The sequence below is a fragment of the Paenibacillus typhae genome (assembly GCF_900099765.1).
Classification (GTDB): Bacteria; Bacillota; Bacilli; order Paenibacillales; family Paenibacillaceae; genus Paenibacillus_AQ; species Paenibacillus_AQ typhae.
In genome coordinates this window covers 62,840-88,239 of the sequence record NZ_FNDX01000003.1, presented here as the reverse complement: position 1 = coordinate 88,239, position 25,400 = coordinate 62,840, and the positions used below count along the sequence as shown (strand labels likewise).

Below are 25,400 nucleotides of genomic sequence, written 5' to 3'. Positions count from 1 at the left end.
GAGTCATGAATCTTAGCGAACGATTGAACGAAGATATGAAGCAAGCGATGAAGAGTAAGGACAAGTTCACACTCTCCACCATTCGAATGGTTCGTTCTACGATAAATTATTCTGAAATAGAATTAAAGAGAACATTAGACGACAACGAAGTGCTTGATATCCTTAGTCGTGAAATCAAACAGCGCAAAGATGCCCTCCAAGAATTTGAATCAGCGGGTCGTGAAGAGCTTGCCGCGAATACGAAGGCAGAAATCGAGATTATCATTAAGTATCTTCCTGCGCAGCTTTCCGAAGAAGAAATTAAAGTAATTGTACAGCAGACCATCCAGGAAACCGGTGCTTCTTCGAAAAGTGATATGGGTAAGGTCATGAGCGCACTGATGCCTAAGGTCAAAGGTCGCGCCGATGGTAAACTTGTGAACCAGGCGGTTCTGCAATTTCTGCAATAATATAGCGCTAACACCCCTTTTAATAAGGGGTGTTTTTCGTTATAAAGGGACAAATTATAAGCATCTGCTTATCTTTGTCCCTTTTTCATGGGTTATAAGCCGTCAGCCCGGTTAATGTTTTGAAACGGATTGACGGATATGGGCGTACTAGGAGTATGAAATGGGTTATCATGAAGAGGGGAGGTTCTAATGTGAGCAGATTCCGGAAAGGGCTTGTTTCCTTTACTGCCGCTATTCTGCTGCTGATGCTGTGCCTACCGGTACTGGCAGGTGCAGCCGCATCATCCGGGTCAACAGACCGGTCGGCCGGAGAAGTCAAAAGCGGCCCTGTGTTTATCATTCCGGTTGAACATGAGATTGAACGCGGGCTGCAGAGCTTTCTGGAGCGCGGATTTGCAGAGGCGGCTAACTACGGAGCGGTTCTGATTGTACTGGAGATTGATACACCCGGGGGACTTGTGGATTCTGCAGAGCAGATTGGTTCACTGATCAGGGACAACGACATTCCGGTTACTGCTTTTATTAAGGGCGACGCTGCGTCGGCAGGCAGTTACATAGCGTTGAACGCAGACAGCATTATTATGAAGCCCGGAAGCATGATCGGCGCGGCGTCTCTTGTAGACAGGGACGGCAACAGTGTGGATGACGCCAAAATCGTCTCCTACTGGAAATCCAAAATGGTCGGGGCAGCCATGCTGAACGGCCGTGATCCTGACATTGCAGCAGGAATGATGGATGTGAACCTGGTTGTGAACAAGCCTGAGCTCGGCGTCAACAAGGCGGCAGGACAGATCATTGCGCTGACCAGTGACGAAGCGATTAAAGCGGGCTATGCCGAGCATTTGGCGGCTACCTCTGAGGAGGCAGTCGGCTTGCTGGGCTACTCGACGGACGACATTTTTCACGTCAAGCAGACCGGCGCGGAAAAGGTGTCACATTTTCTCACCAATCCGGTTGTAATGATTATTCTGCTCTTTATAGGGATTGCCGGGATTGTCATTGAGCTGCTGGTGCCGGGCTTCGGTGCTCCCGGTATTATCGGGACCCTGGCCTTTGCCCTGTATTTCTTCGGCAATTACGTGGCCGGCTTCGCTGGAGCGGAGACATGGCTGCTGTTCATTCTGGGGCTTGTCATGCTGGTGCTGGAGCTCTTTGTGCCAAGCTTCGGCATACTCGGACTGCTGGGTTCAGTCTGTCTGGTAGCAGGTGTTGTTCGTGCAGCCTTCAGCTACACCCACGCCCTGCTTAATCTCGGGATCGCATTTGCTGCTGCCGCGGTAGTCATTGCGGTCGTTGTGGTTACTTTTAAGGAGCGCGGCATCTGGAACCGGTTCATTCTCCGTGAGAGTCTGACCAAAGAAGAGGGCTTTGTGCCTGCACTGGAAAAGCTCAGCCTCATTGGCGCAGCGGGAATGAGCATTACTCCGCTCCGTCCTGCGGGAACAGCCATGATCGGCGGAGAACGGGTGGATGTGGTTACCGAAGGAAGCTTTATCAATCCTGACCGTCCTATTGCTGTGGTGAAGGTGGAGGGCGGCCGTGTGGTGGTAAAGGAAGCGGCGGAATGAGCTGCGAATGTAGTATGATTTTTAATAAAAGTAACGGAGGTTGGGAACAGGTATGGGCGAAGCTTCTTTGATTCCTATTTTGCTGATTGCGGTTGTCGTGATCATTGTATTGAGTGTGTTCTTCAGCTTCTTCCCGGTTATGCTGTGGATTTCTGCATGGGCATCAGGTGTAAGAATCAGCATTATTACGCTGGTGGCGATGAGATTGCGCCGGGTAACGCCAAGCCGGATTGTTAATCCGCTGATTAAGGCTACCAAAGCCGGACTGGGTCTTAACATCAACCAGCTGGAGAGCCATTATCTCGCCGGCGGTAACGTGGACCGGGTTGTCAATGCGCTGATCGCGGCGCAGCGGGCCAACATTCCGCTTGAATTTACCCGTGCGGCGGCGATTGACCTGGCAGGGCGTGACGTGCTGCTGGCGGTGCAGATGAGTGTTAACCCGCGTGTCATTGAAACGCCGATTGTAGCTGCAGTTGCCAGAAACGGGATTGAAGTTAAGGTTAAAGCCCGCGTGACTGTTCGGGCCAATATCGACCGGCTGGTCGGCGGTGCGGGCGAAGAAACCATTATTGCCCGTGTCGGCGAAGGGATTGTTACCACGGTAGGTTCCAGTAATTCGCATAAAGACGTGCTGGAGAATCCCGATTCGATTTCCCGGACTGTTTTGTCCAAGGGGCTTGACTCCGGAACAGCCTTTGAAATTCTCTCCATTGATATTGCGGATGTCGATGTCGGCAAAAATATCGGGGCTTACCTGCAGACTGAGCAGGCCGAAGCCGATAAGCGCATCGCCCAGGCGAAAGCCGAGGAGCGCAGAGCGATGGCTGTTGCCCATGAGCAGGAGATGAAGGCGAGAGTTGTCGAAATGAAGGCGCTGGTTGTCGAATCCGAATCCCAGGTGCCGCTGGCAATGGCCGAAGCGCTGCGGTCCGGACAGCTGGGTGTGATGGATTACATGAATCTCAAAAATATCGAGGCCGATACGCAGATGCGCGGCTCGCTCGGTAAAGTGAACGACGGGGATGATCCGAACCGTCCGACCAATAAATAAGGGGATGTGAGATCCCATGGGCAGTCTGATTTATATTGCCGTGATTATTCTGATCGCAATCTTTACCAATGTGAATAAAGCGGCCAAGAATAAGAAAAAGCCTAACACCCGCAGCGGAATGCCTACCTTTGGCGGGGGCGGGGATAACCCGCTGCGCAGGACTGGACGCCCGGACGCCGAGGAAGATAAAGCGCGTTCTGCCGGAACCGGAAGCGGCTTCCCTGCACCTGAAGGCAGCAGGTCCTCGCGGGACAGCTCGTCCTATGAGCGGCATGAGCATGAACTGGCCCCTGCCTGGGAAGAGCCGCCCCAGATCCCGACTCCCGACTATGAGACGGGTGAAGGGATGTCTTACGAGCAGCCTGCGGATCAGGAGGACAGTGTGCAGGCCCGCACAGAACGGATGCAGCGTGAGCTGGAGCGTCTGCAGGCCGCATATGACGGTATGGCAGCCTATGGCCTGGAGAAGGCTGCTGACGGGCCTGCAGCGGCCCGTATGCAGGGTTCTGCTTCCGCCTCTCTCCCCGGCGGAGCTGCGGACAGCCGTCAGGCGCTGCGGAACGGGATTATCTGGGCGGAAATTCTCAGTCCGCCGCGTTCCCGACGTCCCCACTCAACGAGGAGATAGCAGCCGTACAGCGGCAGCCGTGTTTAGACGTTCATAACTGGATTACAGTTTATGCAAGGCAAGCCTCTGGACCCTTTTTAAGGGTTCAGAGGCTCTTTGCGTTTTTCAGCAAACTCTGCGGAAGGACCGCAGCCGCATTTCTCTGTCCCTGTGTGAGTATTTCTCATAAAAGCCTGCAGCGCCGCATAAGGTGTAAAGAAGGCAGGAAGGGGGAGAAGTCTACATATGACCCGTATCGGCCGCAGGCTGCGGGGATGGACAAACGGGGTACTGGATCTTCCGCAGGATGTGCTGCAGGAGCTGCCCCGGATCACCCTGATCGGCAATAAGGAACTGTATATTGAGAACCACCGCGGTGTGCTGCATTTTTCGTCCGGCCAGCTTACCATCGCGTTAGCCCAGGGTTCGCTTGAAATCTCCGGGCAGGAGCTAATGATCCGCAATATCCTCGGCCAGGAGCTGGCTGTTGAAGGCATTATCGGGGAAATCAGATACAAGGGAAGCGAGGAGAAACCATGAAAGAGCCGCCTCTGTCATCACTGCGGGGGTTCGTTACACTGCATGTGACGGGACCTGCGGTGGAAAAGTTTATCAACGCCGTAACCGAAGCCGGCATTGTCATCTGGGAGGTGAAGCCTGCAGGGAACGGCGCTTCCCTGAACCTGCTGCTGGATGACTTCTTCAGCCTTCGGCCGCTCTTAAAAAAGACAGGCTGCCGCGTGCACGTCACTGCGAGAAGCGGCCTTCCTTTCCGGCTGGCCAGGCTGTGGAGGCGTAAGCTTTTTGCCGGAGGCATCCTGCTGTTCGGGGTCATGCTTCTGCTGTTCTGCTCCATGGTCTGGACCGTCCGGATCGAAGGCAACCAGCGTATTGCCTCCGATGATCTGCTGGCTGCAGCCCGCCAGGAGGGGATTTATCCGTTTCAGTGGATTTGGCGCATGGACGAGCCGGACAAGCTCTCCAAAAGGCTGACCTCCCGCATACCGGGGCTTTCCTGGGTGGGCGTAGAGCGGACAGGGACTAGCATCACCATCCAGGTTGTCGAGGCAGACCAGCCGGAAAAGCGGCCCCTCCTTAGCCAGCGCCATCTGGTCAGCAGAACGGATGCGGTTGTTACCGGTATTTATGCGGAGCAGGGCAGGCCGGTGGTGGGCATAAATTCCCGGGTTAAAAAAGGACAGATCCTCATTTCAGGGGCACTGGGTGATGAGGAAAATATAGAATATGTTGTAGCCAAGGGCGAAGTAAAGGGCCTCGTCTGGCATGAATACAATATCGAGGTCCCGCTGAAGACGACAAGCAGCTCCTATACCGGGGAACGAAAAGACCGGACCTATCTTGTAATCGGAGACTGGGCAGTACAGCTGTGGGGATACGGTAAATCCGGCTTCAGCAAATCGCGTACACTCACGGAAAATAATATGCTCTCCTGGCGCTCCCTTCAGCTGCCGCTGGGCGTCATGACGGAGAAGGAGCTGGAGATCAGTTATGCGTCTTCGGTGAAGACGGAGGAAGAGGCGAGGGAGGAAGGGATTGCCCGCGCAAAAAGCGATATTTTGGCCCGTTACGGCACGGACAGCACCATTAAAAGTCAAAAAATTTTGCATGAGAAGAAAGACAATGGTAAAGTTTATATGAAAGTGCTGTTTGAGGTGGAAGAGAGAATCGCGGAAGAACTTCCGATAGTAAACAACTGAGGAGAATGAGGCTACTTGTCAGAACAGACTGCAAGCATTCGTATATCTTTACAAAATGCGGGAGAAGCGCAATCCCTGTTCGGCCCGCAGGATGGATTTCTGAAAATCGTTGAAAGTGAAATTCCGGCAGTGATTGACTCACGCGAAGCAGAAATTACAATTCGCGGGGCGGAGCGTGAGGTGGACATGCTGGAGCAGCTGTTCAATGTGCTGCTGTCCCTGATCCGCAGCGGTTACATTCTCAGCGAGCGCGATGTCCAGTATGCGGTGGAGCTGGCCAAGGAGTTCCGCTCTGATCAGCTGCTGGACCTGTTCAAAGGCGAAATTACGACTACGTTCCGCGGTAAGCCAATCCGCGTCAAAACCATCGGCCAGAAGCATTATGTAACAACCATTAAGAAACGCGACATCGTCTTCGGCATCGGGCCCGCGGGAACGGGGAAAACTTACCTCGCTGTTGTACTCGCCGTTGCAGCCCTCAAGGAGGGCTCCGTGAAGCGGATCGTGCTTACCCGGCCTGCTGTGGAAGCAGGTGAAAGCCTGGGCTTTCTGCCGGGCGATCTGCAGGAGAAGGTTGATCCGTACCTGCGTCCGCTCTACGATGCCCTGTACGACGTTATGGGGCCGGACCAGGTTGCCAAGGCGCTGGAGCGGGGACTGATTGAGATTGCACCGCTTGCCTATATGCGCGGGCGTACGCTGGATGATTCTTTTATAATCCTGGATGAAGCCCAGAATACGACTCCGGAGCAGATGAAGATGTTTTTGACCCGGCTTGGCTTCGGCTCCAAGATGGTCATCACCGGTGACGTTACCCAGATCGACCTGCCTCGCGGCAAAAAATCGGGATTGATCGAAGCTAAGGCGATTTTATCCGGCATTGAAGAAATCGGGTTTGTATATTTTGCAGAACAGGATGTAGTAAGACATTCTCTGGTGCAGAAAATTATCGTAGCCTATGACCGCTCTGCCGAAAACCTCGACTAACAAAGGGGACTGTCCTCATGGCTTCAAAGCAACCATCGAAACTAAGCGGATTTGTATACAGCAATACCGGATGGAAGTATAGCGCGGCAACGCGCTATGCTCTTTTCCTGTTCCTGGGGCTGGTATTCTACTTCAGCCTCTCATCCGACCTGCTGCCGAAACGCTATGATATTAAAGTGAATACGACCAGCGCCAAGGAGATTACGGCTCCGAAGCAGATTCTTGATAACAAGGCGAAGCTGAAGGCGCAGGAAGCTGCGGCGGAGGCTGTACAGAACAAATATGCAATTATACCGATCAGGGCGGACAGTCTTATAACCCTGCTGCTGGACCGGATTGACAGCCTGAATCAGGATGATCTGATCTCGCAAAGCGATAAAATCGGCATTTACAAAGATGTTATCCCGCAGCGGGCCAATGATTTTGTACAGAGCTTTATCAATTCCAGCCGCAGCGCCGGTACATATTCCGATACACTCCTGGAGGAGATCCAGTCCGGCATTGCCGAGCAGGCCTACACCATTCCGGAAGAGACCTATATCAAAATTCCGCGGCTCACCTCCCAGGATATTATCGAAATGAAGCAGGTTGCCCGGGAAATTGTCATCAAGCTGATGAATGACCAGATTGTTGACGCCCAGACCGCCCGTGCGAAGGTGGCGGAGCAGGTCAGCGTCAGCTCCCTCAGCCAGCGGACAGCCCGTGAGGTGACTCAGGAGCTGGTACGGCTGGTCATTATGCCTAATAAATTTTTTGACGAGGAAGCTACCAAGGAAGCGAAGGTTGAGGCCCGCGAGAATACGCCGGATGTGTTCATTGAGCAGGGCGATGTGCTTGTTGCCAAAGGGGATGTCATCACGCCCGAGCTATACGCGCTCCTGGATGAGAACGGGCTGCTCAGCAACGAGGTTAACTACTGGCCGCAATTCGGCCTGCTGCTGCTGTCGGTTATGCTCTCTGCAGGGATGATGGTGTTCATCCGTTATTCGGGAGGCACAGGCGGAGCAGGGTTCAAGTACAATAATTCGCAGCTTCTGATGCTGATGCTCGTCTTTATCATCACTATTATCACTATGAAGCTGGCTGCCTTCCTGCAGACCGATGTCCGCTATTATGTCGGCTTCCTGGCTCCGGTCGCTATCGGGGCGATGCTGATTGCCATGCTGCTGGATATTACTCTGGCGTACTTCTGCTCGATCCTGTTCAGTGTGCTTGCCAGCATTATTCTGAACGTGCAGCAGAACACGGTATTTGATTTTACCTTCGGCTTCTTTGCGCTGGTGGTATCGTATGTAGCGATCTTTGCCACCCACCGCGCCGGCCAGCGTTCCACGCTCCTCAAGGGCGGGATCATGGTTTCCTTATTCGGTACAGTGACCGTCTTTATGCTGAAGCTGCTTGGAGGCGGAGTCTGGAACGATACACAGACCTTATATTCGGTCGGGTTTGCTTTTGCCGGCGGTCTGCTGACAGCGGTGCTTGTCATCGGGCTGATGCCGTTCTTCGAAGCTACCTTCGGTATCCTGTCGGCGCTGAAGCTGGTTGAGCTGTCCAACCCGAATCACCCGTTGCTGCGCAAGCTGCTGACGGAAACGCCTGGAACCTATCATCACAGTGTAATGGTCGGCAATTTGTCGGAAGCGGCGGCAGAGGCGATTGGTGCGGACGGGCTGCTCTGCCGGGTAGGCTCCTACTATCACGACATCGGCAAGACGAAGCGGCCGTTTTATTTCATTGAGAACCAGAACAATATGGAGAATCCGCATGATTCGATTGAGCCGGCGCTCAGCAAGTCCATCATTGTAGCGCACGCCCGGGACGGGGTGGAGATGCAGAAGGAATACAAGCTGCCCAAGCCGATCCGCGACATTGCCGAGCAGCATCACGGCACGACGTTCCTGCATTATTTTTATCATAAGGCGCTGAAGATAGCGGAGGAAAAGGGCGTTACGCCTGATTTCACAGAAGAGGATTTCCGTTATCCGGGTCCCAAAGCGCAGTCTAAGGAAGCGGCCGTGGTCGGGATCGCCGACAGTGTGGAAGCAGCGGTCCGCTCCCTCCGCAAGCCAACCGTAGTACAGGTAGAGACGATGATTGAAAAAATTATTAAGAGCAGGCTGGATGACCACCAGTTTGATGAATGTGACCTGACGATCAAGGAGCTGGACATCATTGCCCGGACGCTCAAAGAGACGGTCATGGGGATTTTTCACTCGCGGATCGAATATCCTGAAGAAGTGAAGAAACCGAAGAAAGAGGAAGGAGCGGCTACAACATGAGTCTAGCCATCAATTGGAATAACGAGCAGGAAGAATACGAAATTACGGACGCGCTGATTACGCTCCTGGACAGCATTCTGCAAAAAGCGGGTGCCGCCGAAGGGATTGATAAGGGGGAGGTAGACCTTACCTTTGTTGATAACGAACGCATTCATGAGCTGAACCGCGAATACCGGGGAATCGACCGTCCGACGGATGTGCTGTCCTTTGCCATGAATGAGGCCGGGGAGGATGAGCCGGAGATTATATATGCGTCTGAAGAGGCTGAAGAATACGGGGAGGTTCCAAACACGCTGGGGGATATCATTATCTCTGTTACACGTGCTAAGGAGCAGGCTGAAGAATACGGCCATTCCCTGGAGCGGGAGCTCGGGTTCCTGTTCGTTCACGGCTTCCTGCATTTGCTGGGCTACGACCATCAGGATGCGGAATCAGAGGCTGAGATGATGTCCAAGCAGGAGCAGGTATTGGCACAGGTTGGGCTGACCCGCTAATGGTCAAGAATACGGCGGTGGGCCACAAAAAATTCTGGCATTCCTTCCGGTTTGCTGCGCAGGGCATCGCCGCTGCGTTCAAATCCGAGCTGAATATGAAGGTGCACAGCGTGCTTGCTGTGGCGGTGCTTGCCGCCGCGGCGTTTTTCAGGCTGCCGCCTTCAAGCTGGATGCTGCTGCTGCTGGCAATAACGCTTGTACTGAGTACAGAACTGCTGAACACAGCGATTGAAGCGACGATTGATCTGGTGTCGCCGGATATTCATCCCCTGGCCAAGACTGCCAAAGATACCGCCGCAGGAGCTGTGCTGCTTACGGCGGTTTTTGCCGTTATTGTGGGAATCTACGTTTTTTATCACCCGGTAATGGACTGGATCACCGGGTTTATGTCATAATCAGTTTACAAATTCAGCAGAACGGGAAGGCGGACCGGCGTTTGTGCCCTCCGCCATCTTCTATTAAGCGGCTTTGCAGCATTCATGCAGAATTGCCGGAATTTAATGGTGTGTAAACCGGCAATTATCTTTGCTCACGAATTGAGTGAATGCTGTGCAGCAAGTTTGCTGAAGTTAAAAGATGTGGAATCGGGCTAAACACAGTCAATGCTTACGCAGCGGGTTTTGTACGAGGTCAACTCATGGAGTACATACGGAATGCTTGCGGAAGATAGTTTTGGACGATTCATCAAGATAGTATACGTTGAACAAATTTGGGTACATGCTTACGAAGATAGTTTTGTACGAAGTCACTCAGTTAGCATATGCTGACAAAACTTTTAGGAGGGCCACTATGGAATCTGCTCTACTTATACAGGAAGCGATCAAGGCCAGAGCCAATGCCTATATACCGTATTCCCGTTTCGGCGTCGGTGCTGCGCTGCTGGATCAGGACGGCCATGTCCACCACGGCTGCAATATCGAAAATGCTGCTTATGGCCCGACGAACTGCGGTGAACGTACCGCCTTGTTCCGCGCAATTGCCGACGGTCATAAACCGGGAACCTTCAAGGCGATTGCCGTTGTTGCTGATACAGACGGGCCTGTATCTCCTTGCGGCGTCTGCCGCCAGGTAATGGTCGAGCTGTGCGGCCCTGATATGAAGGTAATCCTCGGCAACCTGAAGGGCGACATCGTCGAGACCACCGTACGTGATCTGCTGCCCGGCGCGTTTACGACGGCAGATCTGGAGCAGGGGCAGGCACCGGAGTAGACTGGCCTTTTGTTCTCTGGCAGATTGCTGTCAGACCGGTTGTTGGCTGATCAGTTGCTATCTGGACGTATCCATTTGGCCTGCTGGTGCTGGCCAGTTGTTTTCTGATCAGTTGCCCCTTGGCCTGCTCGCGCCGGCCGAAGAGCTACGCTCAAGCTTAATTGCACTTTGTACATTTAAATCTGGCTATATTTGCTCGCAGCTGAGTTTAACTGCAGTCTGTACAACTATTTTGGCTTAAATTTGTCAAAATCGCTCAAATAGTCAAAAATAACTGTACGAAATACAGCTAAATCAGCAAAACAGCCGGTTCAGGCTGAAATAATTGTACAAAATACAACTAAAGCCTCTGTCGACGTTGTGCCAGCTCCAATATTACCTAGCTACAAAGCATACAATTGCTACTTGGTTAGTTAACTAATATCCTTGCGTCATTGGAGCTCCTTAGGTAGGATGAGGTCCTAAAGATTGCTTAGTTAACAACATCCCAGCGCCGCCGTCCAGCGTGTTCCATGGAGGGAACGAAAGCGCTCATAGCACCGTAAGCCCGCTCAAGCACCGACAGTCACTTACACGCCACTACGAGCGCGACAGTCCAGCGTGTTCCCGCAGGGAACGAAAGCGCTCATTGTACCAATTGTCTGCTCGAAGCACCGGCAACCAATTACCCGCCCATTTCCGGGTGTCCAGAGGGCCGGGGCCCTTGGGGTCCCCCTTGGCTAAGGGGGATTTAGGGGGATCGAAAAAGGTTTTAAGCTTTTTAATTTTTGTTTTAACACGAAAGGGAAGATCATATGAAATTCAAATCAGGGTTTGTCGCCATTATCGGCAGACCGAATGTTGGCAAATCGACGCTCATGAACCAAGTGATCGGCCAGAAAATCGCCATCATGTCGGACAAGCCGCAGACGACGCGCAACAAAATCCATGGGGTGTACACGGCGAACAATTCGCAGATCGTGTTCCTGGACACGCCGGGTATCCATAAAAGACAGTCCAAGCTTGGCGATTACATGAACATGACAGCACTAAGCACACTGCATGAGGTGGAAGCGGTGCTGTTCCTGGTGGATGCTGCGGAAGGGATGGGCGGCGGTGACCGGTTCATCGCGGAGCAGCTGAAGGAGGTCAAGACACCGGTAATCCTGGTAATGAACAAGATTGACAAAATCGAGCCGGAAGCACTCCTTCCGCTGATTACGGAATACAACAAGCTGCACACGTTTGCCGAGATCGTTCCGATTTCCGCCAAGCTGGGCAGCAACGTCAATACGCTGCTGGAGCAGATTTCCAAATATCTGCCGGAAGGGCCGCAGTATTATCCAGAGGACCAGGTGACGGACCATCCGGAGCAATTCGTCTGTGCCGAGCTGATCCGCGAGAAAATTCTGCACATGACCCGCGAAGAGGTTCCGCATTCCATTGCGGTAGGCATTGAGGATATGCGTGTTGAACCTAACGGTGTAGTGCATATCAGTGCGGTTATTTTTGTTGAGCGCGATTCCCAGAAGGGGATTATTATCGGCAAGCAGGGGGCGATGCTGAAGGAAGTCGGCAGACGGGCCCGCACCGATATCGAGAACCTGCTGGGATCGAAGATTTTCCTGGAGCTATGGGTTAAAGTGAAAAAAGACTGGCGCAACCAGGACCGCGTTCTGCGCGATCTGGGCTTCCACAAGGACGTTTAAAGCCTGGCTCCGCTTCTTTCTGGCAGGAATTGCAAGGATAAACCTCCGCTCAGCGCACATCCTATCTCTGAAGAGACATCGTGTTTCCGAAGAAAGGATGAATACGAATGCGAGACTTTTCGTGGAAGTATTTTGCAATGACTGGAGATGTCGATGCATATCTGCTGTACAGGCAAGCCGGAGATCCGCTGGATTTAGGCGGGCCGCTGTCTGCGGAGGAAGAGCAGGTTCTTGATGAAGAAGCTGAGTAAAGACTGGTTGCTTGCCGGATGGTTGGGGGAAGAGGCATGCTACACAGGGTGGAAGGGATCGTCATCCGCAGTATGGATTACGGCGAAGGGAACGCCATCATTACGATTTGCACCGAGAACGCCGGCAAAGTAGGGGTTCTTGTCAGGGGAGCAAAAAAGGTCAAGAGCCGTCATGCTGCGCTGATCCAGCTGTTTACAACAGGGGAATTTGTATTTTTTCGCAACAACGGGGGACTGGGAACACTGAATGCCGGTGAAATCATACAATCCCGTCATGCTCTAAGAACAGACCTGATCAAAGCGGCGTATGCTTCATATGCGTGCGAGCTCCTGGACCGTGTATTACATGATGAGGAGACCGGCAGCTTCTGGTTCCGCCAGCTGTCTGCATGTCTCAGTGCACTGGAGGAAGACAAGGAACCCGGTATCATTATTAATGTGTTTGAGATGAAAATACTGCAGGCTGCAGGGTACGGGCCGGAGCTGGACCAGTGCATTGCCTGCGGGCTGGACAAGCCGGACGAAGAGCTGCGGATCAGCCCGCGGCTCGGCGGCGTGTTATGCCGCAGCTGCAGGCACAATGATCCTCCGGCGATGGAGATTTCTCCGCGTGCCCTGAAGCTGCTGCGGCTGTTTGCGGCCCTGGATCTGACACGCCTCGGCAATGTCGATGTCAAGGAAGCTACCCGCAGCGAGCTGAAAAAGATTATGCGAGCCTTCATGGATGCCCAGCTCGGGCTGAAATTGAAGTCACAGGGCTTTCTGGACCAGCTTGATAAATACGATATTTGACGAATCCCGAAATTTCCGTTACTATGGGAACAGTTTCTTTTTAATTTTACAGCCGTGTATTACTCTGAATTCTCAGAGACGTGCAGTGATCGGGAAAGTAATGAACAAGATGCCGCTTAAGCGAGCCGGGGAGAGTGGAAGCCCGGCAGCGCATGGTTCATGAACAGGGCACCCGGGAGTGCGGAAACGGCAGAATGAAAAGTGGATTTCGTCAATTCGTGTTGCAGCGGTGCGGATAGCAGCAGCCGGCAATGCAAGGCGGAATCAAGTAGGGTGGAACCGCGGGAGTATAAGTCAAGCTCTCGTCCCTATGTCTGGATATCAGGCATGGGGGCGGGAGCTTTTTTGCATGCAGCCGCTGGTAACGGCTGCAGCATAGAAGAACGCCGCCTCCATCGCGGCACAGTAAGATGCTTCAAGGCAGCGATGCCAACTACACTTGTAAAGCGAAGGAGTCGGTAGTATGAATTTTCAGCAGATGATTTTGACGCTGCAGCAGTTCTGGGCAGAACAGAATTGTATTCTCGTCAACCCGTACGATACGGAAAAAGGGGCCGGAACGATGAACCCGATGACGTTCTTGCGTTCACTGGGACCTGAGCCGTGGAAGGTAGCTTATGTGGAGCCTTCCCGCCGCCCGTCAGACGGCCGTTATGGAGAGAACCCGAACCGTCTGTACCAGCATCACCAGTTCCAGGTCATCATCAAGCCTTCACCGGACAACATCCAGGAGCTGTATCTGGACAGTCTGAAGGCGCTGGGCGTAGACCCGCTTTTGCATGACATCCGTTTTGTAGAAGATAACTGGGAGAATCCGTCGCTGGGCTGCGCGGGCCTCGGCTGGGAAGTATGGCTGGACGGGATGGAAATCACGCAGTTTACTTATTTCCAGCAGGTCGGCGGAATTGAGACCAGTCCGGTAGCAGTAGAAATTACTTACGGTATGGAGCGGCTGGCTTCCTACATTCAGGAGAAAGAAAATGTGTTCGATCTGGAGTGGGTGGACGGCGTGACTTACGGTGACGTTTTCCATCAGCCTGAGGTTGAGCATTCCACGTATACCTTTGAAGTATCCGATGTGCAGATGCTGTTCACCCTGTTTAACACCTACGAGCAGGAAGCACGCAGAGCGATGGAGAACCATCTGGTATTCCCGGCCTACGATTATGTGCTGAAATGCTCGCATACCTTCAACCTTTTGGATGCGCGCGGTGCGATCAGTGTGACGGAACGGACCGGCTTTATTACAAGAGTACGTAATCTGGCCCGTACCGTGGCTGCGACCTATATGGAGGAACGCGAGAAGCTGGGCTTCCCGCTGCTGAAGAAAGAAGGTGCTGAGCATGTCTAAAGATATTTTGTTCGAGATCGGACTTGAGGAAATTCCGGCCCGCTTTATCCGGGCGGCGATGGAGCAGCTTCAGGACAGAACAGCCAAATGGCTGGAGGCTTCACGCATTGAGCACAGCGGAGTAACAGCTTATGCTACCCCGCGCAGACTGGCTGTACTGGTAAAAGAGGCTGCCGAGCGGCAGTCCGATGTAAGTGAAGAAGTAAAGGGTCCATCCCGCAAAATCGCGCTGGATGCTAACGGTGACTGGAGCAAGGCGGCGCTTGGTTTTGCCCGCAGCCAGGGTGTATCTCCCGAGCAGTTCACATTCAAGGAGCTGGCAGGTGTTGAATACATCTATGTGACCAAAAACAGCGACGGCGTTGAGACTTCCTCCCTGCTTGCTGATGGTCTGACTGGAATCGTGAATGCGATGACCTTCCCTAAAAATATGCGCTGGGGCGCTTATGATTTCAAATTCGTCCGCCCGATCCGCTGGCTGGTGGCTTTGTTCGGCCAGGAGATTGTTAATCTGGAAATCACCGGCGTCAAAGCAGGTAATGTGAGCCGCGGCCACCGTTTCCTGGGTACGGATGCTGTTATTGCCCAGCCGGCAGATTATGTTGAAGCGCTGCGGGCACAGCATGTGCTGGTCGATGTACAGGAACGAGAGGAACTGATCCTGAACCAGATCAACAAGCTGGCTGCAGACAAAGAATGGACGATCGCGATCAAGGAAGATTTGCTGGAAGAGGTCCTGTTCCTGGTGGAGACACCGACTGTGCTGTTCGGTACCTTTGATCCTTCCTTCCTGGATATTCCGCAGGACGTGCTGATCACTTCAATGCGTGAGCATCAGCGTTACTTCCCTGTTCTGGACAGCGCAGGCAAGCTGCTGCCGTTCTTCGTAACCGTGCGTAACGGTAATGCAGAATCGCTTGATGTGATTGCCAAAGGGAACGAGAAGGTTCTTCGCGCCCGCCTGTCGGATGCCAAGTTCTTCTATGAGGAAGACCAGAAGCTGCAGATCAGCGATGCCCTGGCCAAGCTGGAAACCATTGTTTATCAGGTGGAACTGGGCAGCGTAGGCGATAAAGTGCGCAGAATCCGGGCCATTGCCGATTCTTTGGCATCCAAGCTTGGACTGTCTGCAGCTGCAGCAGCTGAAGTAAGCCGTACTGCCGATATCTGCAAATTCGATCTGGTGACCCAGATGGTCGGTGAGTTCCCTGAGCTGCAGGGCACAATGGGTGAAGATTACGCCCGCAAAGCCGGAGAAGCCGAGAATGTGGCAAAAGGGATCTTTGAGCATTACCAGCCGCGTTTTGCCGGAGATAGCGTGCCTTCGACCGAAGCGGGTCTGGTTGTCAGCCTTGCCGATAAAATTGATACGATCGTCGGAAGCTTTTCCATCGGAATCATCCCGACCGGTTCCCAGGACCCTTACGCGCTGCGCCGTCAGGCGGCAGGCATTGTGCAGATGCTCCTGGAGCATAAGCTGTCTATCACCTTGCAGGAAATTTTCGCAGCGGCCGTGGAAGTACATGAAAATTTACGTAAAGAGAAACATTTTGCCCCTGAACTGCGTAATAACCTGTACGAGTTCTTCGGTCTGCGTGTAAAACGCCTGCTGGCTGATGACAATATTCGCTATGATGTTGTAGAAGCAGCAACCGCTGCCGGTTTTGACGACATCGTTGATGTTGTCGGCAGAAGCCGGGCACTTACCGAAGCTGTAAGTACTCAGGATGATTTTAAAGTTACCGTAGATTCCTTAACCCGCGTCAGCAATCTGGCTGCCAAAGCCGCAGAGGGTACTGTTATCGAGCCTTCCCTGCTGAAGGAAGAAGCCGAAATCAAGCTGTATGAGACATGGCAGAGTATTCATGCGCCATATCAGGAGGCTATTGCTGCCCGCAATGCTGCTGAAGCGCTGCGCATTCTGTCCGGCTTGAAGGATGCCGTTACCGGGTTCTTCGATTCCGTAATGGTTATGGCCGAGGACGAGCAGATCCGCACGAACCGTCTTGCGCTTTTGGCAGGGGTGGATGCAGACTCCAGAGTCTTTGCCGATTTTGGCAAGCTGGTGTGGTAATTACCCTGCCGGATACAGGAGCGGCTTGGCGCAAGTAGAGCTTGGCTATAGGAAGCACTCACCGGTTTTTGGGCAGCAGCCCTGAAAAAGTTGTGATTTTGTGTGAACTATGGTATAGATCGATGCTTTGGGGTATAAATATACGGAACGGTGCCAATGCGTAAGTTGACATCCGTTCCGTATTTATGCTTTATCGAAAGAAGGATTTCGGTTTGCGTAAAGCGTATATATATTACACAGGAATCTGGTGATGGCGATGGAAATGCCCCGCGGAAGGAAAATTGTTGTCGACGGGGATGCTTGTCCGGTGAAAAAAGAGATTACGGCTTGTGCGCGTGCCTTTGAAGTTCCTGTGCTGATGGTTTCTTCTTACGACCATGTGCTTCAGGCGGATGAAGGAGTTACAGTGGTTCAGGTTGACCGCGGAGCAGACAGTGCCGATCTTTACATCGCCAATCATATTGCTGCCGGGGATATCGTTATTACCCAGGACTACGGCCTGGCTGCACTGGCGCTTGGCAAACGCTGCAGAGTACTGTCGAACCGCGGGCAGGAGTATGAGGATTCCAATATGGATTTTATGCTGGAAGGCAGGCATGCCAGAGCGGTGGAACGCCGGCGTGGGCACTATTCCAAAGGGCCTAAGGCGATTACCGCCGAAGAAAAAAATCTTTTTCAACATAAACTGACAAAACTTTTAACCCTTTTGCAGGAGAATGTGCAGCAATAGCGAATTATATTTATTTGTTAAGAGATGAAGGTGGCTAAAAGTGGCAAGCGGACACGGTAATATTCCGGAAGAAGTTATCGAGAGCGTGCTGGCGCGGCATGATATTGTCGAAACAGTCGGCAAGGTTGTCCATCTGACCAAGCAGGGTAAATATCTATGGGGCCTCTGCCCGTTCCACTCGGAGAAATCCCCTTCCTTCACAGTAACCCCCGACCGGGGAGTGTTTCATTGCTTTGGCTGCGGTATGGGCGGAAATGCCATCAAATTCAGGATGGAAATCGAAGGACTATCCTTCCCCGAAGCAGTCAGAATAATGGCTGAAGAAAGTGATATTGCAATTCCCGAGGGCAAGGGCGGACCGTTATCTCCCCCTGATCCTGAGCGGGACCGGCTGCTTTCAGCCTATGAATTGTCGGCGAAGTTTTATCATTTTCTGCTGAAGAATACGGAATACGGCACGGCCGCGATGAACTATTTAAGATCCCGGAACTTCAGCGACAAAATGATTGACCAGTTCCAGATCGGTTTTGCCCCGGACCGCTGGGATACACTGCTGCAATTTCTGGAGAAGCGCGGGTTTGATCTTGCTGAAATGGAAAAAGGCGGGCTGCTGTCTGCCAGAGGAGAAGGGAAGGGCTATATTGACCGTTTCCGCGGGCGCGTCATCTTTCCGATAGCGAACCGGACGGGCAAGGTGGTTGCTTTTGCCGGAAGAATCCTCGGAGACGGACAGCCGAAATACCTGAATTCTGCGGAGAGCAGAATATTTAACAAAAGCCGGATTCTGTACAATCTGCACCAGTCCAAAGCATCTATCCGCAAAATGCGGCAAATTGTCCTGTTTGAAGGATACGGCGATGTCATTTCGGCCTGGGAAGCAGGGGTGCATAACGGTGTTGCCACTATGGGCACGTCGCTGACGGAAAGCCATGTGGCGCTAATGAAAAGTCTGGCGGATGAGATTGTTCTCTCCTATGACGGTGACAAGGCTGGACAAGCTGCAGCGCTGAAAGCAATCCCGATGCTGGAGGAAAGCGGGCTGCGGGTTAAAGTGGCCGTACTGCCGGGCGGAATGGACCCAGATGAATTTATCTCCCGTCACGGTGCGGAGAGCTTCATGGAGCGGATCATTGATTCTGCGGTCTCAGCCATAAAATTTAAGCTTATATATCTGAAAAAAAACCATATACTCCTAGAGGAAGACGGCAAAATTGCCTATGTCAAGGAGGCGCTGCAGATTATCGCCACCCTGCATTCCTCGACCGAGCGGGAAGTATATTTGCGGGAAATATCCTCCGAACTGGAGCTGTCCTATGACAGCCTGAAGCAGGACTGTAATTTACTCCGGGCGTCTATGCAAAAAAACATGCCCGAAGGGGATAATAACGATAAAAGGTGGAATAATGGTAGGCATAAAAAAGGGCAGGTGCAGGCACCCACTTTACTGCCGGCTTATCATGCTGCGGAACGGAGACTGCTGTCTCTAATGATACAGGACCCGGAAGCAGCCGCTTATGTGGGCGAACGCCTCGGAGAAGAGTTCAACATCGATGATCATGCGGCAATTGCTGCTTATCTATATGCCTATTACGCGCAAGGCAAACCACCCGGCATCAGCCGGTTTCTATCATCGCTTCAGGATGACCGTCTGGAGAAAACCGCTACAGCGATATCCATGATGGATACCCCTCCGGACTGGAACACGCAGGTTCTGGATGACTGCATCCGTGAAGTGAGGAAATACCCTATACAGCGCAAGATGGAGCAAAAGCGTGAAGAGATGATTCAGGCGGAGAAATCCGGTGACTTTTTGCGTGCGGCACAAATAGCAAGTGAGATTATAACCCTAGAGAGACAATGAGAAACTGACAGGATGTACCTAGGGAGGAGGGAGTCGAATTATGGCGAACGATCAGCATACTGAACTGGAAGCAGAATTTACTCTGGATCAGGTTAAGGACCAGCTTATTGAACAAGGTAAAAAAAGATCTTCACTGAACTACAAAGATATTATGGAGAAACTGTCGCCGTTTGATCAGGACCCCGAGCAGATGGAGGAGTTCTACGAGCAGCTCAGCGATCACGGGATTGAAGTGGTTAATGATAACGAGGATGAAGGCTCTCCGCTCCGGCAAGGGGATGACAGTGACGGCAATGACAATGATGACTTCAGCTTTGACGATGATTTGTCGCTTCCGCCGGGAATCAAGATCAATGACCCTGTCCGGATGTATCTGAAGGAAATCGGCCGTGTGCCCTTGCTGTCGGCTGATGATGAAGTCGAGCTGGCTATGCGGATCAAGAATGGTGACGAAGAAGCAAAACGCCGCCTGGCTGAAGCCAACCTGCGTCTCGTTGTAAGTATCGCCAAACGTTATGTCGGACGCGGCATGCTGTTCCTGGATCTGATCCAGGAGGGTAACATGGGTCTGATCAAAGCGGTCGAGAAGTTCGACCACAACAAAGGCTTCAAATTCAGTACCTATGCTACATGGTGGATCCGTCAGGCGATCACACGGGCGATTGCCGACCAGGCTCGTACTATCCGTATTCCGGTGCATATGGTGGAAACGATCAACAAGCTGATCCGTGTATCCCGCCAGCTGCTGCAGGAACTGGGACGCGAGCCGTCGCCTGAGGAAATTGCCGCTGAGATGGAGCTGACTGTCGAGAAGGTCAGAGAAATCATGAAGATTGCCCAGGAGCCGGTATCGCTGGAAACGCCTATCGGGGAAGAGGATGACTCGCATCTGGGAGATTTCATCGAGGATCAGGAGGCTCTTGCCCCTGCGGATGCAGCTGCATATGAGCTGCTGAAGGAACAGCTGGAGGATGTGCTGGACACGCTCACTGAGCGTGAAGAGAACGTACTCAGACTCCGTTTCGGTCTGGATGACGGACGGACAAGAACACTTGAGGAAGTAGGCAAGGTATTCGGCGTAACCCGTGAGCGGATTCGTCAGATTGAAGCCAAGGCGCTGCGTAAGCTGCGTCATCCGAGCCGCAGCAAACGGCTCAAGGATTTCCTCGAATAGTTATACTATACCCGGACCTTCTGCTGCACGGCGGCAGGGGGTCCTTTGCGCTTAATACAGCCTAAGCACCAGGGGGAAATGAGGGATCAGACGTTGAATCTGGAGAAACGCGAGACCATTATCAAAGAGATTCAATACTGGAGAAGAAGCAAGCTGCTGCCGGAGCAATACTGTGATTTCCTGACCAACCTCTATAATGACGAGGATAAAATCAAAGACAGTAATCCGGTATCCTTGCAAAATCTGCAGCAGGGAAGCATCAAAATATGGTTGTTTGGTTTTGGAATAATTTCCTTGATTTTCATGATTAGTCTTTATTTTAGCGTTTTTCCCTGGCCTTTGCAAATTGCAACGGCACTCTGTGTACTGGTCGTCTGTTACGGTTATTCTGCTATTTACCGGGACCGGAACCAGACGATCAGTCTTCTGCTGGCCGGGGTCGGCAGTGTGCTGACCATGGGCTTTGGCCTGTGGATGATTGCGCTGCATGGTCTTGATCCTGATTTCTGGCGGCCTGTGCTGATTGCGGGCTGCGGGCTGCTCTGGAGTGTGCTCGGATTCACTCTTCGGATCGGCCTGCTTCACTACTGCGGGATTGCCTTTTGGGCACTGCTCTATGCCGGATTCTCCGGGCAGATGCGTCCGGAAGCATCCATGCTGGAGCTGGAGCTGCTCTGGCTGCCGCTTTGTGTGCTGATGGTGTGGTTAAGCTGGCTGCTCTATCACAAGGTCAGTGGCGTGTCAGGAGTCTATCTGGGCGTCGGGGTTTCACTGTGGTTAATGCCGGAGGTCGATGCGCTGTGGCTTAGACAGGGCTTTCCGGACTGGGTATCGCTGTTACTGATTGTGAAGATAGCGGCGGGGCTGGCTCTGCTGTTTATTTTCCGAAAAAAATGGATAACGTGGGTGGCATCATGAACAAAGTAAAATTATCAGACCGGCTGCAGCTTCTGCTGGAACAGGTGCCGGAAGGAAGCAGGCTTGCCGATATCGGCTCCGATCATGCGCTGCTTCCTGTAGCTGCTGTTGAAAGCGGCAAAGCAATCTCTGCAATTGCCGGTGAAGTAAACCCGGGCCCGTATGAAGCAGCACGTAAAGGTGTTGCGGAAGCCGGACTGGGTGCTAAAATCGCTGTAAGGCGCGGTGACGGTCTAGAGGTGCTGGAACCGGGCGAAGCGGACTGTATCTCGATCGCCGGCATGGGCGGATCGCTGATCGCTGCTATTCTTGAACGCGGCCGTGTGCTCGGCAAGCTGGAGGGGGTCAACACCCTGGCGCTGCAGCCGAATGTCGGCGAGGATATTCTGCGCCGCTGGCTGCTGAATAACGGCTGGGTGGTCACCACCGAGCATATTCTCGAAGAAGACGGCAAAACGTATGAAGTGCTCACTGCGCTGCCGGAAGGACAGGCTTTTGGGCTGACGAATGAGCAACTATACCTTGAGCGGGTGCTGCCGGGCGGTGTTGTTTTGAGTCCCGAGACTCTTCTGCAGATGGGGCCTTGGCTGCTGGAGAAGCCGAATGCGGTGTTCTTCGCCAAGTGGCAGGGTGAAATTACCAAGCTGGAGGGAATATTGGCATCCCTGTCCCGTTCAGAGCTGGAATCAGCAGAAGAGAAGCGGACTGTAATCCGGGCGCAGATCAAAAAAATTTCGGAGGTGCTGGAATGTTTGCCAAAGGACAGACTGTAATCAGCTACATGGAGCAGCTTGCCCCGAAGCATCTGGCCGAGGAATGGGATAATGTGGGCCTGCAGCTTGGCAGCCTGCAGAAGGAAATTACCGGCGTGCTGGTCGCCCTGGATGTGAACGATGAGGTTGTGGACGAGGCGATTGCCAAGGGCTGCAACCTGATCATTGCGCATCATGCGATTATTTTCCGGCCGATCAAAGGGATTCAGACCGACACACCTATGGGCAAGCTCTACGAAAAGTTGATTAAAAACGATATCGCCGTCTATATCAGCCATACCAATCTTGATGTGGCAGAAGGCGGAATGAATGACTGGATGGCTGAAGCGCTGGGTATTGTAGACGGTGCGCCGATTAAAGACATCCATACGGATCAGCTGTCAAAGCTGGTAGTGTTCGTGCCTAAGGACCACCATCAGAAGGTACTGGATGCGATCCTGAACGCTGGTGCGGGCTGGATCGGCAACTACAGTCACTGCAGCTTCAACATTGAGGGCTACGGTACCTTCGTGCCGCGTGAGGGCTCGGACCCGTTCATTGGAGAGGCGGGGAAAATGGAACGCGCCGAAGAAATCCGCATCGAAACGATCGTGCCTTTGTCCGTGCGGAATAAGGTAGTCCAGGCGATGTTAAAGGCTCATCCCTATGAAGAGGTTGCTTACGACCTCTACTCCATGGACCTCAAGGGCCGCAGCTTCGGTCTGGGCCGGGTAGGCAAGCTCAAGGAGCCGGTAACTCTCGGCGAATTCATCGAAACGGTTAAAACGGGACTGGACGTGGAACATGTCCGGGTCGTAGGCGACTTGAACCGTAAGATCCGTAAGGCTGCTGTAATGGGCGGATCGGGGGCCAAGTATTATAACAGCGCTATTTTTAAAGGGGCTGATGTGCTGGTAACGGGGGATATTGACTACCATACTGCGCAGGACGCATACCTTGCGGGCATTACGCTCATTGACCCGGGCCATAATGCCGAGAAAATTATGAAGGTCAAGGTAGCCGAGTGGATGTCCGGCAAGCTGACCGAGCATAAATACGATACGGCGGTCTATGCTTCGCAAATCGGGACTGAGCCGTTCAGGTTCATCTAGAATCCCTTTATTTACACTTGTGCAGGTTGATGCAAGTCTGTATAATATACAATGTTGTTCGGGAAGTTTGACAGACAATCGCCGGCGGCTTAGCCGCGGGAGGAAAGTCCGGGCTCCACAAGGCAGGGTGCTGGATAACGTCCAGTCGGCGCGAGCCGAAGGATAGTGCCACAGAAATGGACCGCCGATGGCCGCTTTAGGGCGGCACAGGCAAGGATGGAACCGAGGTGTAAGAGACCCCGAGGAACGCTGGTGACTTCGTTCCTGGTAAACCCCATCTGGAGCAAGACCTAATGAGACACAGCGCTTCCTTTACCGGAAGGGCAGCCTTCGCCTGAGGCGTGTCTAGGTTGGTCGCTGGAGCCGTGCAGTAATGTACGGCCTAGATAGATGATTGTCGCTTATGGTGGGAGGGTAGTTCCCGTATGAACCACGACGAGCACAGAACCCGGCTTACGGCAAACTTTCCTAACTGACAACCAGTTGTAACGGATACAGCTTGATTACGAAGCTTATATACGACAGATAGCGGCCCTCCTTTGGAGGGCCGCTTTTTTGTGTGTGCAATTGCAGACATTTTGATTAACTCTTTTAGGTAAAATTGGTTTTTAGAACGGGTGCTCATCAGACTAAGTGGAAATTCAGCATCTAATTCTCCTCGACACTCATAATAAAGGGAACTATATGGAAAAATAATACTTAATTTCTCCTGTTTCCCTCTCAAAGGGCAGTTTGGCTCGAAATAGATACCTTTTTTCCAACTAAAGATCCTCGCATGATGATAAGAGCTGAATCTAAGTGGCAAAAATCCAACTAGGCGTAGGAGAGACTTTAAAAAAACTAATTGATGTTGCCACGGGTGGGGTAGGTGGATAGAACGAAGGGCAAAAATGCCCTTGAATTGTCCCTACGCGGCCTTCATACCGGCTTGAGCAGCCTCATATGAGCGTCCCAGGGACAGGCTGCCTCCGGTCAGCCTCTCGTAAACGGAAGCAGCCCCTACCCGGTCTGCTTAAACGAGTGTGTCCACTGCCCCGGCCAGCGTACGCCCGTAGCTTTCCAGCGCTGCTTCCAGACGCCGCACAGCGACTGGCAGGAGCTCAGGCGGCGTGTGGGTAAAGTTCAGGCGCATGGCATTTTTTAGCGGCTTGGCTGCGTAGAACACCTCGCCCGGAACGAAGGCAACGCCCTGCTCTACCGCAAAAGGCAGCAGCCTGGCGGTATCTGTGCCGGCCGGCAGCTTCAGCCACAGGAACATCCCGCCGCGCGGCTCCTGGAAGCTGGCGTCCTGCCAGCGTTCTCCGCTAAGCTCTCCGGCCAGCAGCTTCATCCGGGAATGATATTCCCGCGAGATAAGCCGGATATGGGCGTCGATGTCAAAGTGCAGAAGCAATTCATGAAGCGCCCGCTGGTCAATGGCGCTGGAATGAAGATCAGCGGCCTGCTTGGCCCTGGCGATGACCTTGATCAGCCCGGAGGGGCCGATAATCCAGCCGGTACGCAGGGCAGGCGCTACGATTTTGGAAAAGGTCCCGGTGTACACCACACACGGGTCTTCGCCGGAGCTTCTGTCGATGGCTGCCATTGAAGGGGGATAAGCGCCGGGAGCGTCATCAAATGCGATCTCGCCATAAGGATTATCCTCCAGGATCAGCACATTGTACCGGCGGCATAATTCAACGGTCCGCTCCCGGCGCTCCTTGCTCCAGCTTCCTCCGGAAGGATTGTTGAAGGTGGGGACGGTATAGAGCACCTTGGGACGGTGCAGCATGAGCTGCTCCTCCAGATGCTCCGGCAGCATGCCGAATTCATCGCTATCCACAGTGATGATATCTGCCCGGTAAGAGTTCAGCACCTGCAGGGCTGCAAGATAAGTAGGTGCTTCAACCAGCACCTTATCCCCCGGGTCTAGCATTACCTTGCAGAACAGATCGATGGCCTGCTGGGAGCCTGTGGTGAGCAGCATATCACCGGCCTCGACGGGAATACCCTGGCGCGTAAGTCTTGCGGCTACCGCCTCACGCAGCGGAGAATAGCCCTCAGTGAGCCCGTACTGCAGCGAAGAGGCGCTGCCGGAAAGTGCGCGGTTATATGCATCCCGCACCGCTTCCAGCGGAAAAAGCTCTTCCCCGGGCAGCCCGCCGGCCAGCGAGATAATGTCCTTGCCCTGTGTAACCTTGAGTATATCGCGAACGGCTGATGAACCGAGATGGTTCGTCATTTCAGCATATTGAATTTTCATAAAAAATCTCCCCGCAGTTGAATTTTGTTGTATCATAACGGCATAGCGGTATAACAGTAAAGCGGTGAATATAACAGTTGGGAGGAAGGT

23 protein-coding genes and 1 other RNA gene are annotated in these 25,400 nt (G+C 52.9%); 23 read left to right on the top strand and 1 reads right to left on the bottom strand.

The window, feature by feature from the left end; all coding sequences use genetic code 11:
* The first annotated feature begins 5 nt into the window (after positions 1-5).
* From BLR64_RS03795 to rnpB, 23 genes are all read left to right on the top strand, one after another.
* The gene (locus BLR64_RS03795) at positions 6-449 is read left to right on the top strand and encodes a GatB/YqeY domain-containing protein (protein ID WP_039876079.1); all 444 of its coding nucleotides are present in this window, start codon (positions 6-8) and stop codon (positions 447-449) included.
* A gap of 170 nt (positions 450-619) precedes the next feature.
* Positions 620-2,017: an NfeD family protein gene (locus tag BLR64_RS03790; protein ID WP_090712662.1), complete on the top strand. Its 1,398-nt coding sequence runs from the start codon at positions 620-622 to the stop codon at positions 2,015-2,017.
* Positions 2,018-2,069: 52 nt separating this feature from the next.
* Complete coding sequence (floA, locus tag BLR64_RS03785; RefSeq protein WP_068729313.1) at positions 2,070-3,071, top strand: flotillin-like protein FloA; 1,002 nt, start codon at positions 2,070-2,072, stop codon at positions 3,069-3,071.
* A 16-nt stretch (positions 3,072-3,087) separates the two neighbouring features.
* Complete coding sequence (locus tag BLR64_RS03780; RefSeq protein WP_090712342.1) at positions 3,088-3,699, top strand: hypothetical protein; 612 nt, start codon at positions 3,088-3,090, stop codon at positions 3,697-3,699.
* 225 nt (positions 3,700-3,924) lie between these two features.
* Complete coding sequence (gene yqfC, locus BLR64_RS03775; protein ID WP_090712341.1) at positions 3,925-4,218, top strand: sporulation protein YqfC; 294 nt, start codon at positions 3,925-3,927, stop codon at positions 4,216-4,218.
* Positions 4,215-5,396: a sporulation protein YqfD gene (gene yqfD / locus BLR64_RS03770; protein WP_090712340.1), complete on the top strand. Its 1,182-nt coding sequence runs from the start codon at positions 4,215-4,217 to the stop codon at positions 5,394-5,396. Before yqfC ends, yqfD begins: the two co-directional genes overlap by 4 nt.
* A gap of 15 nt (positions 5,397-5,411) precedes the next feature.
* Positions 5,412-6,383, top strand: a complete 972-nt coding sequence (locus BLR64_RS03765) for a PhoH family protein (protein WP_068729306.1) — start codon at positions 5,412-5,414, stop codon at positions 6,381-6,383.
* Between the two features lie 17 nt (positions 6,384-6,400).
* Positions 6,401-8,662 carry an HD family phosphohydrolase gene (locus BLR64_RS03760; protein ID WP_090712339.1) on the top strand — a complete coding sequence of 754 codons (2,262 nt, stop codon included), beginning with the start codon at positions 6,401-6,403 and terminating at the stop codon, positions 8,660-8,662.
* Positions 8,659-9,156, top strand: coding sequence for an rRNA maturation RNase YbeY (gene ybeY, locus BLR64_RS03755; protein WP_090712338.1), 498 nt, complete (start codon positions 8,659-8,661; stop codon positions 9,154-9,156). Before BLR64_RS03760 ends, ybeY begins: the two co-directional genes overlap by 4 nt.
* Complete coding sequence (locus tag BLR64_RS03750; protein ID WP_068729300.1) at positions 9,156-9,551, top strand: diacylglycerol kinase family protein; 396 nt, start codon at positions 9,156-9,158, stop codon at positions 9,549-9,551. Before ybeY ends, BLR64_RS03750 begins: the two co-directional genes overlap by 1 nt.
* A 322-nt stretch (positions 9,552-9,873) precedes the next feature.
* On the top strand, positions 9,874-10,365 hold the full coding sequence (locus tag BLR64_RS03745; protein WP_167360599.1) for a cytidine deaminase: 492 nt from the start codon (positions 9,874-9,876) through the stop codon (positions 10,363-10,365).
* 794 nt (positions 10,366-11,159) lie between these two features.
* Positions 11,160-12,053: a GTPase Era gene (gene era / locus BLR64_RS03740; protein ID WP_090712336.1), complete on the top strand. Its 894-nt coding sequence runs from the start codon at positions 11,160-11,162 to the stop codon at positions 12,051-12,053.
* A gap of 107 nt (positions 12,054-12,160) precedes the next feature.
* Positions 12,161-12,304, top strand: a complete 144-nt coding sequence (locus BLR64_RS30705) for a YqzL family protein (RefSeq protein WP_090712335.1) — start codon at positions 12,161-12,163, stop codon at positions 12,302-12,304.
* 36 nt (positions 12,305-12,340) lie between these two features.
* The gene (gene recO / locus BLR64_RS03730) at positions 12,341-13,096 is read left to right on the top strand and encodes a DNA repair protein RecO (protein WP_090712334.1); all 756 of its coding nucleotides are present in this window, start codon (positions 12,341-12,343) and stop codon (positions 13,094-13,096) included.
* A 463-nt stretch (positions 13,097-13,559) separates the two neighbouring features.
* Positions 13,560-14,447 (top strand): glycine--tRNA ligase subunit alpha, encoded by an 888-nt coding sequence (glyQ, locus tag BLR64_RS03725; RefSeq protein ID WP_039876047.1) that lies wholly within the window; start codon positions 13,560-13,562, stop codon positions 14,445-14,447.
* The gene (gene glyS, locus BLR64_RS03720) at positions 14,440-16,521 is read left to right on the top strand and encodes a glycine--tRNA ligase subunit beta (RefSeq protein ID WP_090712333.1); all 2,082 of its coding nucleotides are present in this window, start codon (positions 14,440-14,442) and stop codon (positions 16,519-16,521) included. Before glyQ ends, glyS begins: the two co-directional genes overlap by 8 nt.
* A gap of 250 nt (positions 16,522-16,771) precedes the next feature.
* Positions 16,772-17,251, top strand: a complete 480-nt coding sequence (locus BLR64_RS03715; RefSeq protein WP_244157602.1) for a YaiI/YqxD family protein — start codon at positions 16,772-16,774, stop codon at positions 17,249-17,251.
* Positions 17,252-17,291: 40 nt separating this feature from the next.
* Positions 17,292-19,112: a DNA primase gene (gene dnaG, locus BLR64_RS03710; protein ID WP_090712331.1), complete on the top strand. Its 1,821-nt coding sequence runs from the start codon at positions 17,292-17,294 to the stop codon at positions 19,110-19,112.
* 40 nt (positions 19,113-19,152) lie between these two features.
* On the top strand, positions 19,153-20,286 hold the full coding sequence (gene rpoD, locus BLR64_RS03705; protein ID WP_068729286.1) for an RNA polymerase sigma factor RpoD: 1,134 nt from the start codon (positions 19,153-19,155) through the stop codon (positions 20,284-20,286).
* A 78-nt stretch (positions 20,287-20,364) separates the two neighbouring features.
* Complete coding sequence (locus BLR64_RS03700) at positions 20,365-21,204, top strand: hypothetical protein (RefSeq protein ID WP_090712329.1); 840 nt, start codon at positions 20,365-20,367, stop codon at positions 21,202-21,204.
* The gene (locus tag BLR64_RS03695) at positions 21,201-21,977 is read left to right on the top strand and encodes a tRNA (adenine(22)-N(1))-methyltransferase (protein WP_090712327.1); all 777 of its coding nucleotides are present in this window, start codon (positions 21,201-21,203) and stop codon (positions 21,975-21,977) included. Before BLR64_RS03700 ends, BLR64_RS03695 begins: the two co-directional genes overlap by 4 nt.
* On the top strand, positions 21,953-23,068 hold the full coding sequence (locus tag BLR64_RS03690) for a Nif3-like dinuclear metal center hexameric protein (RefSeq protein WP_090712326.1): 1,116 nt from the start codon (positions 21,953-21,955) through the stop codon (positions 23,066-23,068). Before BLR64_RS03695 ends, BLR64_RS03690 begins: the two co-directional genes overlap by 25 nt.
* A 62-nt stretch (positions 23,069-23,130) precedes the next feature.
* An RNA gene (rnpB, locus tag BLR64_RS03685) (RNase P RNA component class A) lies at positions 23,131-23,539 on the top strand.
* Between the two features lie 541 nt (positions 23,540-24,080).
* Here the strand turns inward: rnpB and BLR64_RS03680 are convergent.
* Positions 24,081-25,310 carry an aminotransferase-like domain-containing protein gene (locus tag BLR64_RS03680; RefSeq protein ID WP_090712324.1) on the bottom strand — a complete coding sequence of 410 codons (1,230 nt, stop codon included), beginning with the start codon at positions 25,308-25,310 and terminating at the stop codon, positions 24,081-24,083.
* Between the last annotated feature and the right edge of the window lie 90 nt (positions 25,311-25,400).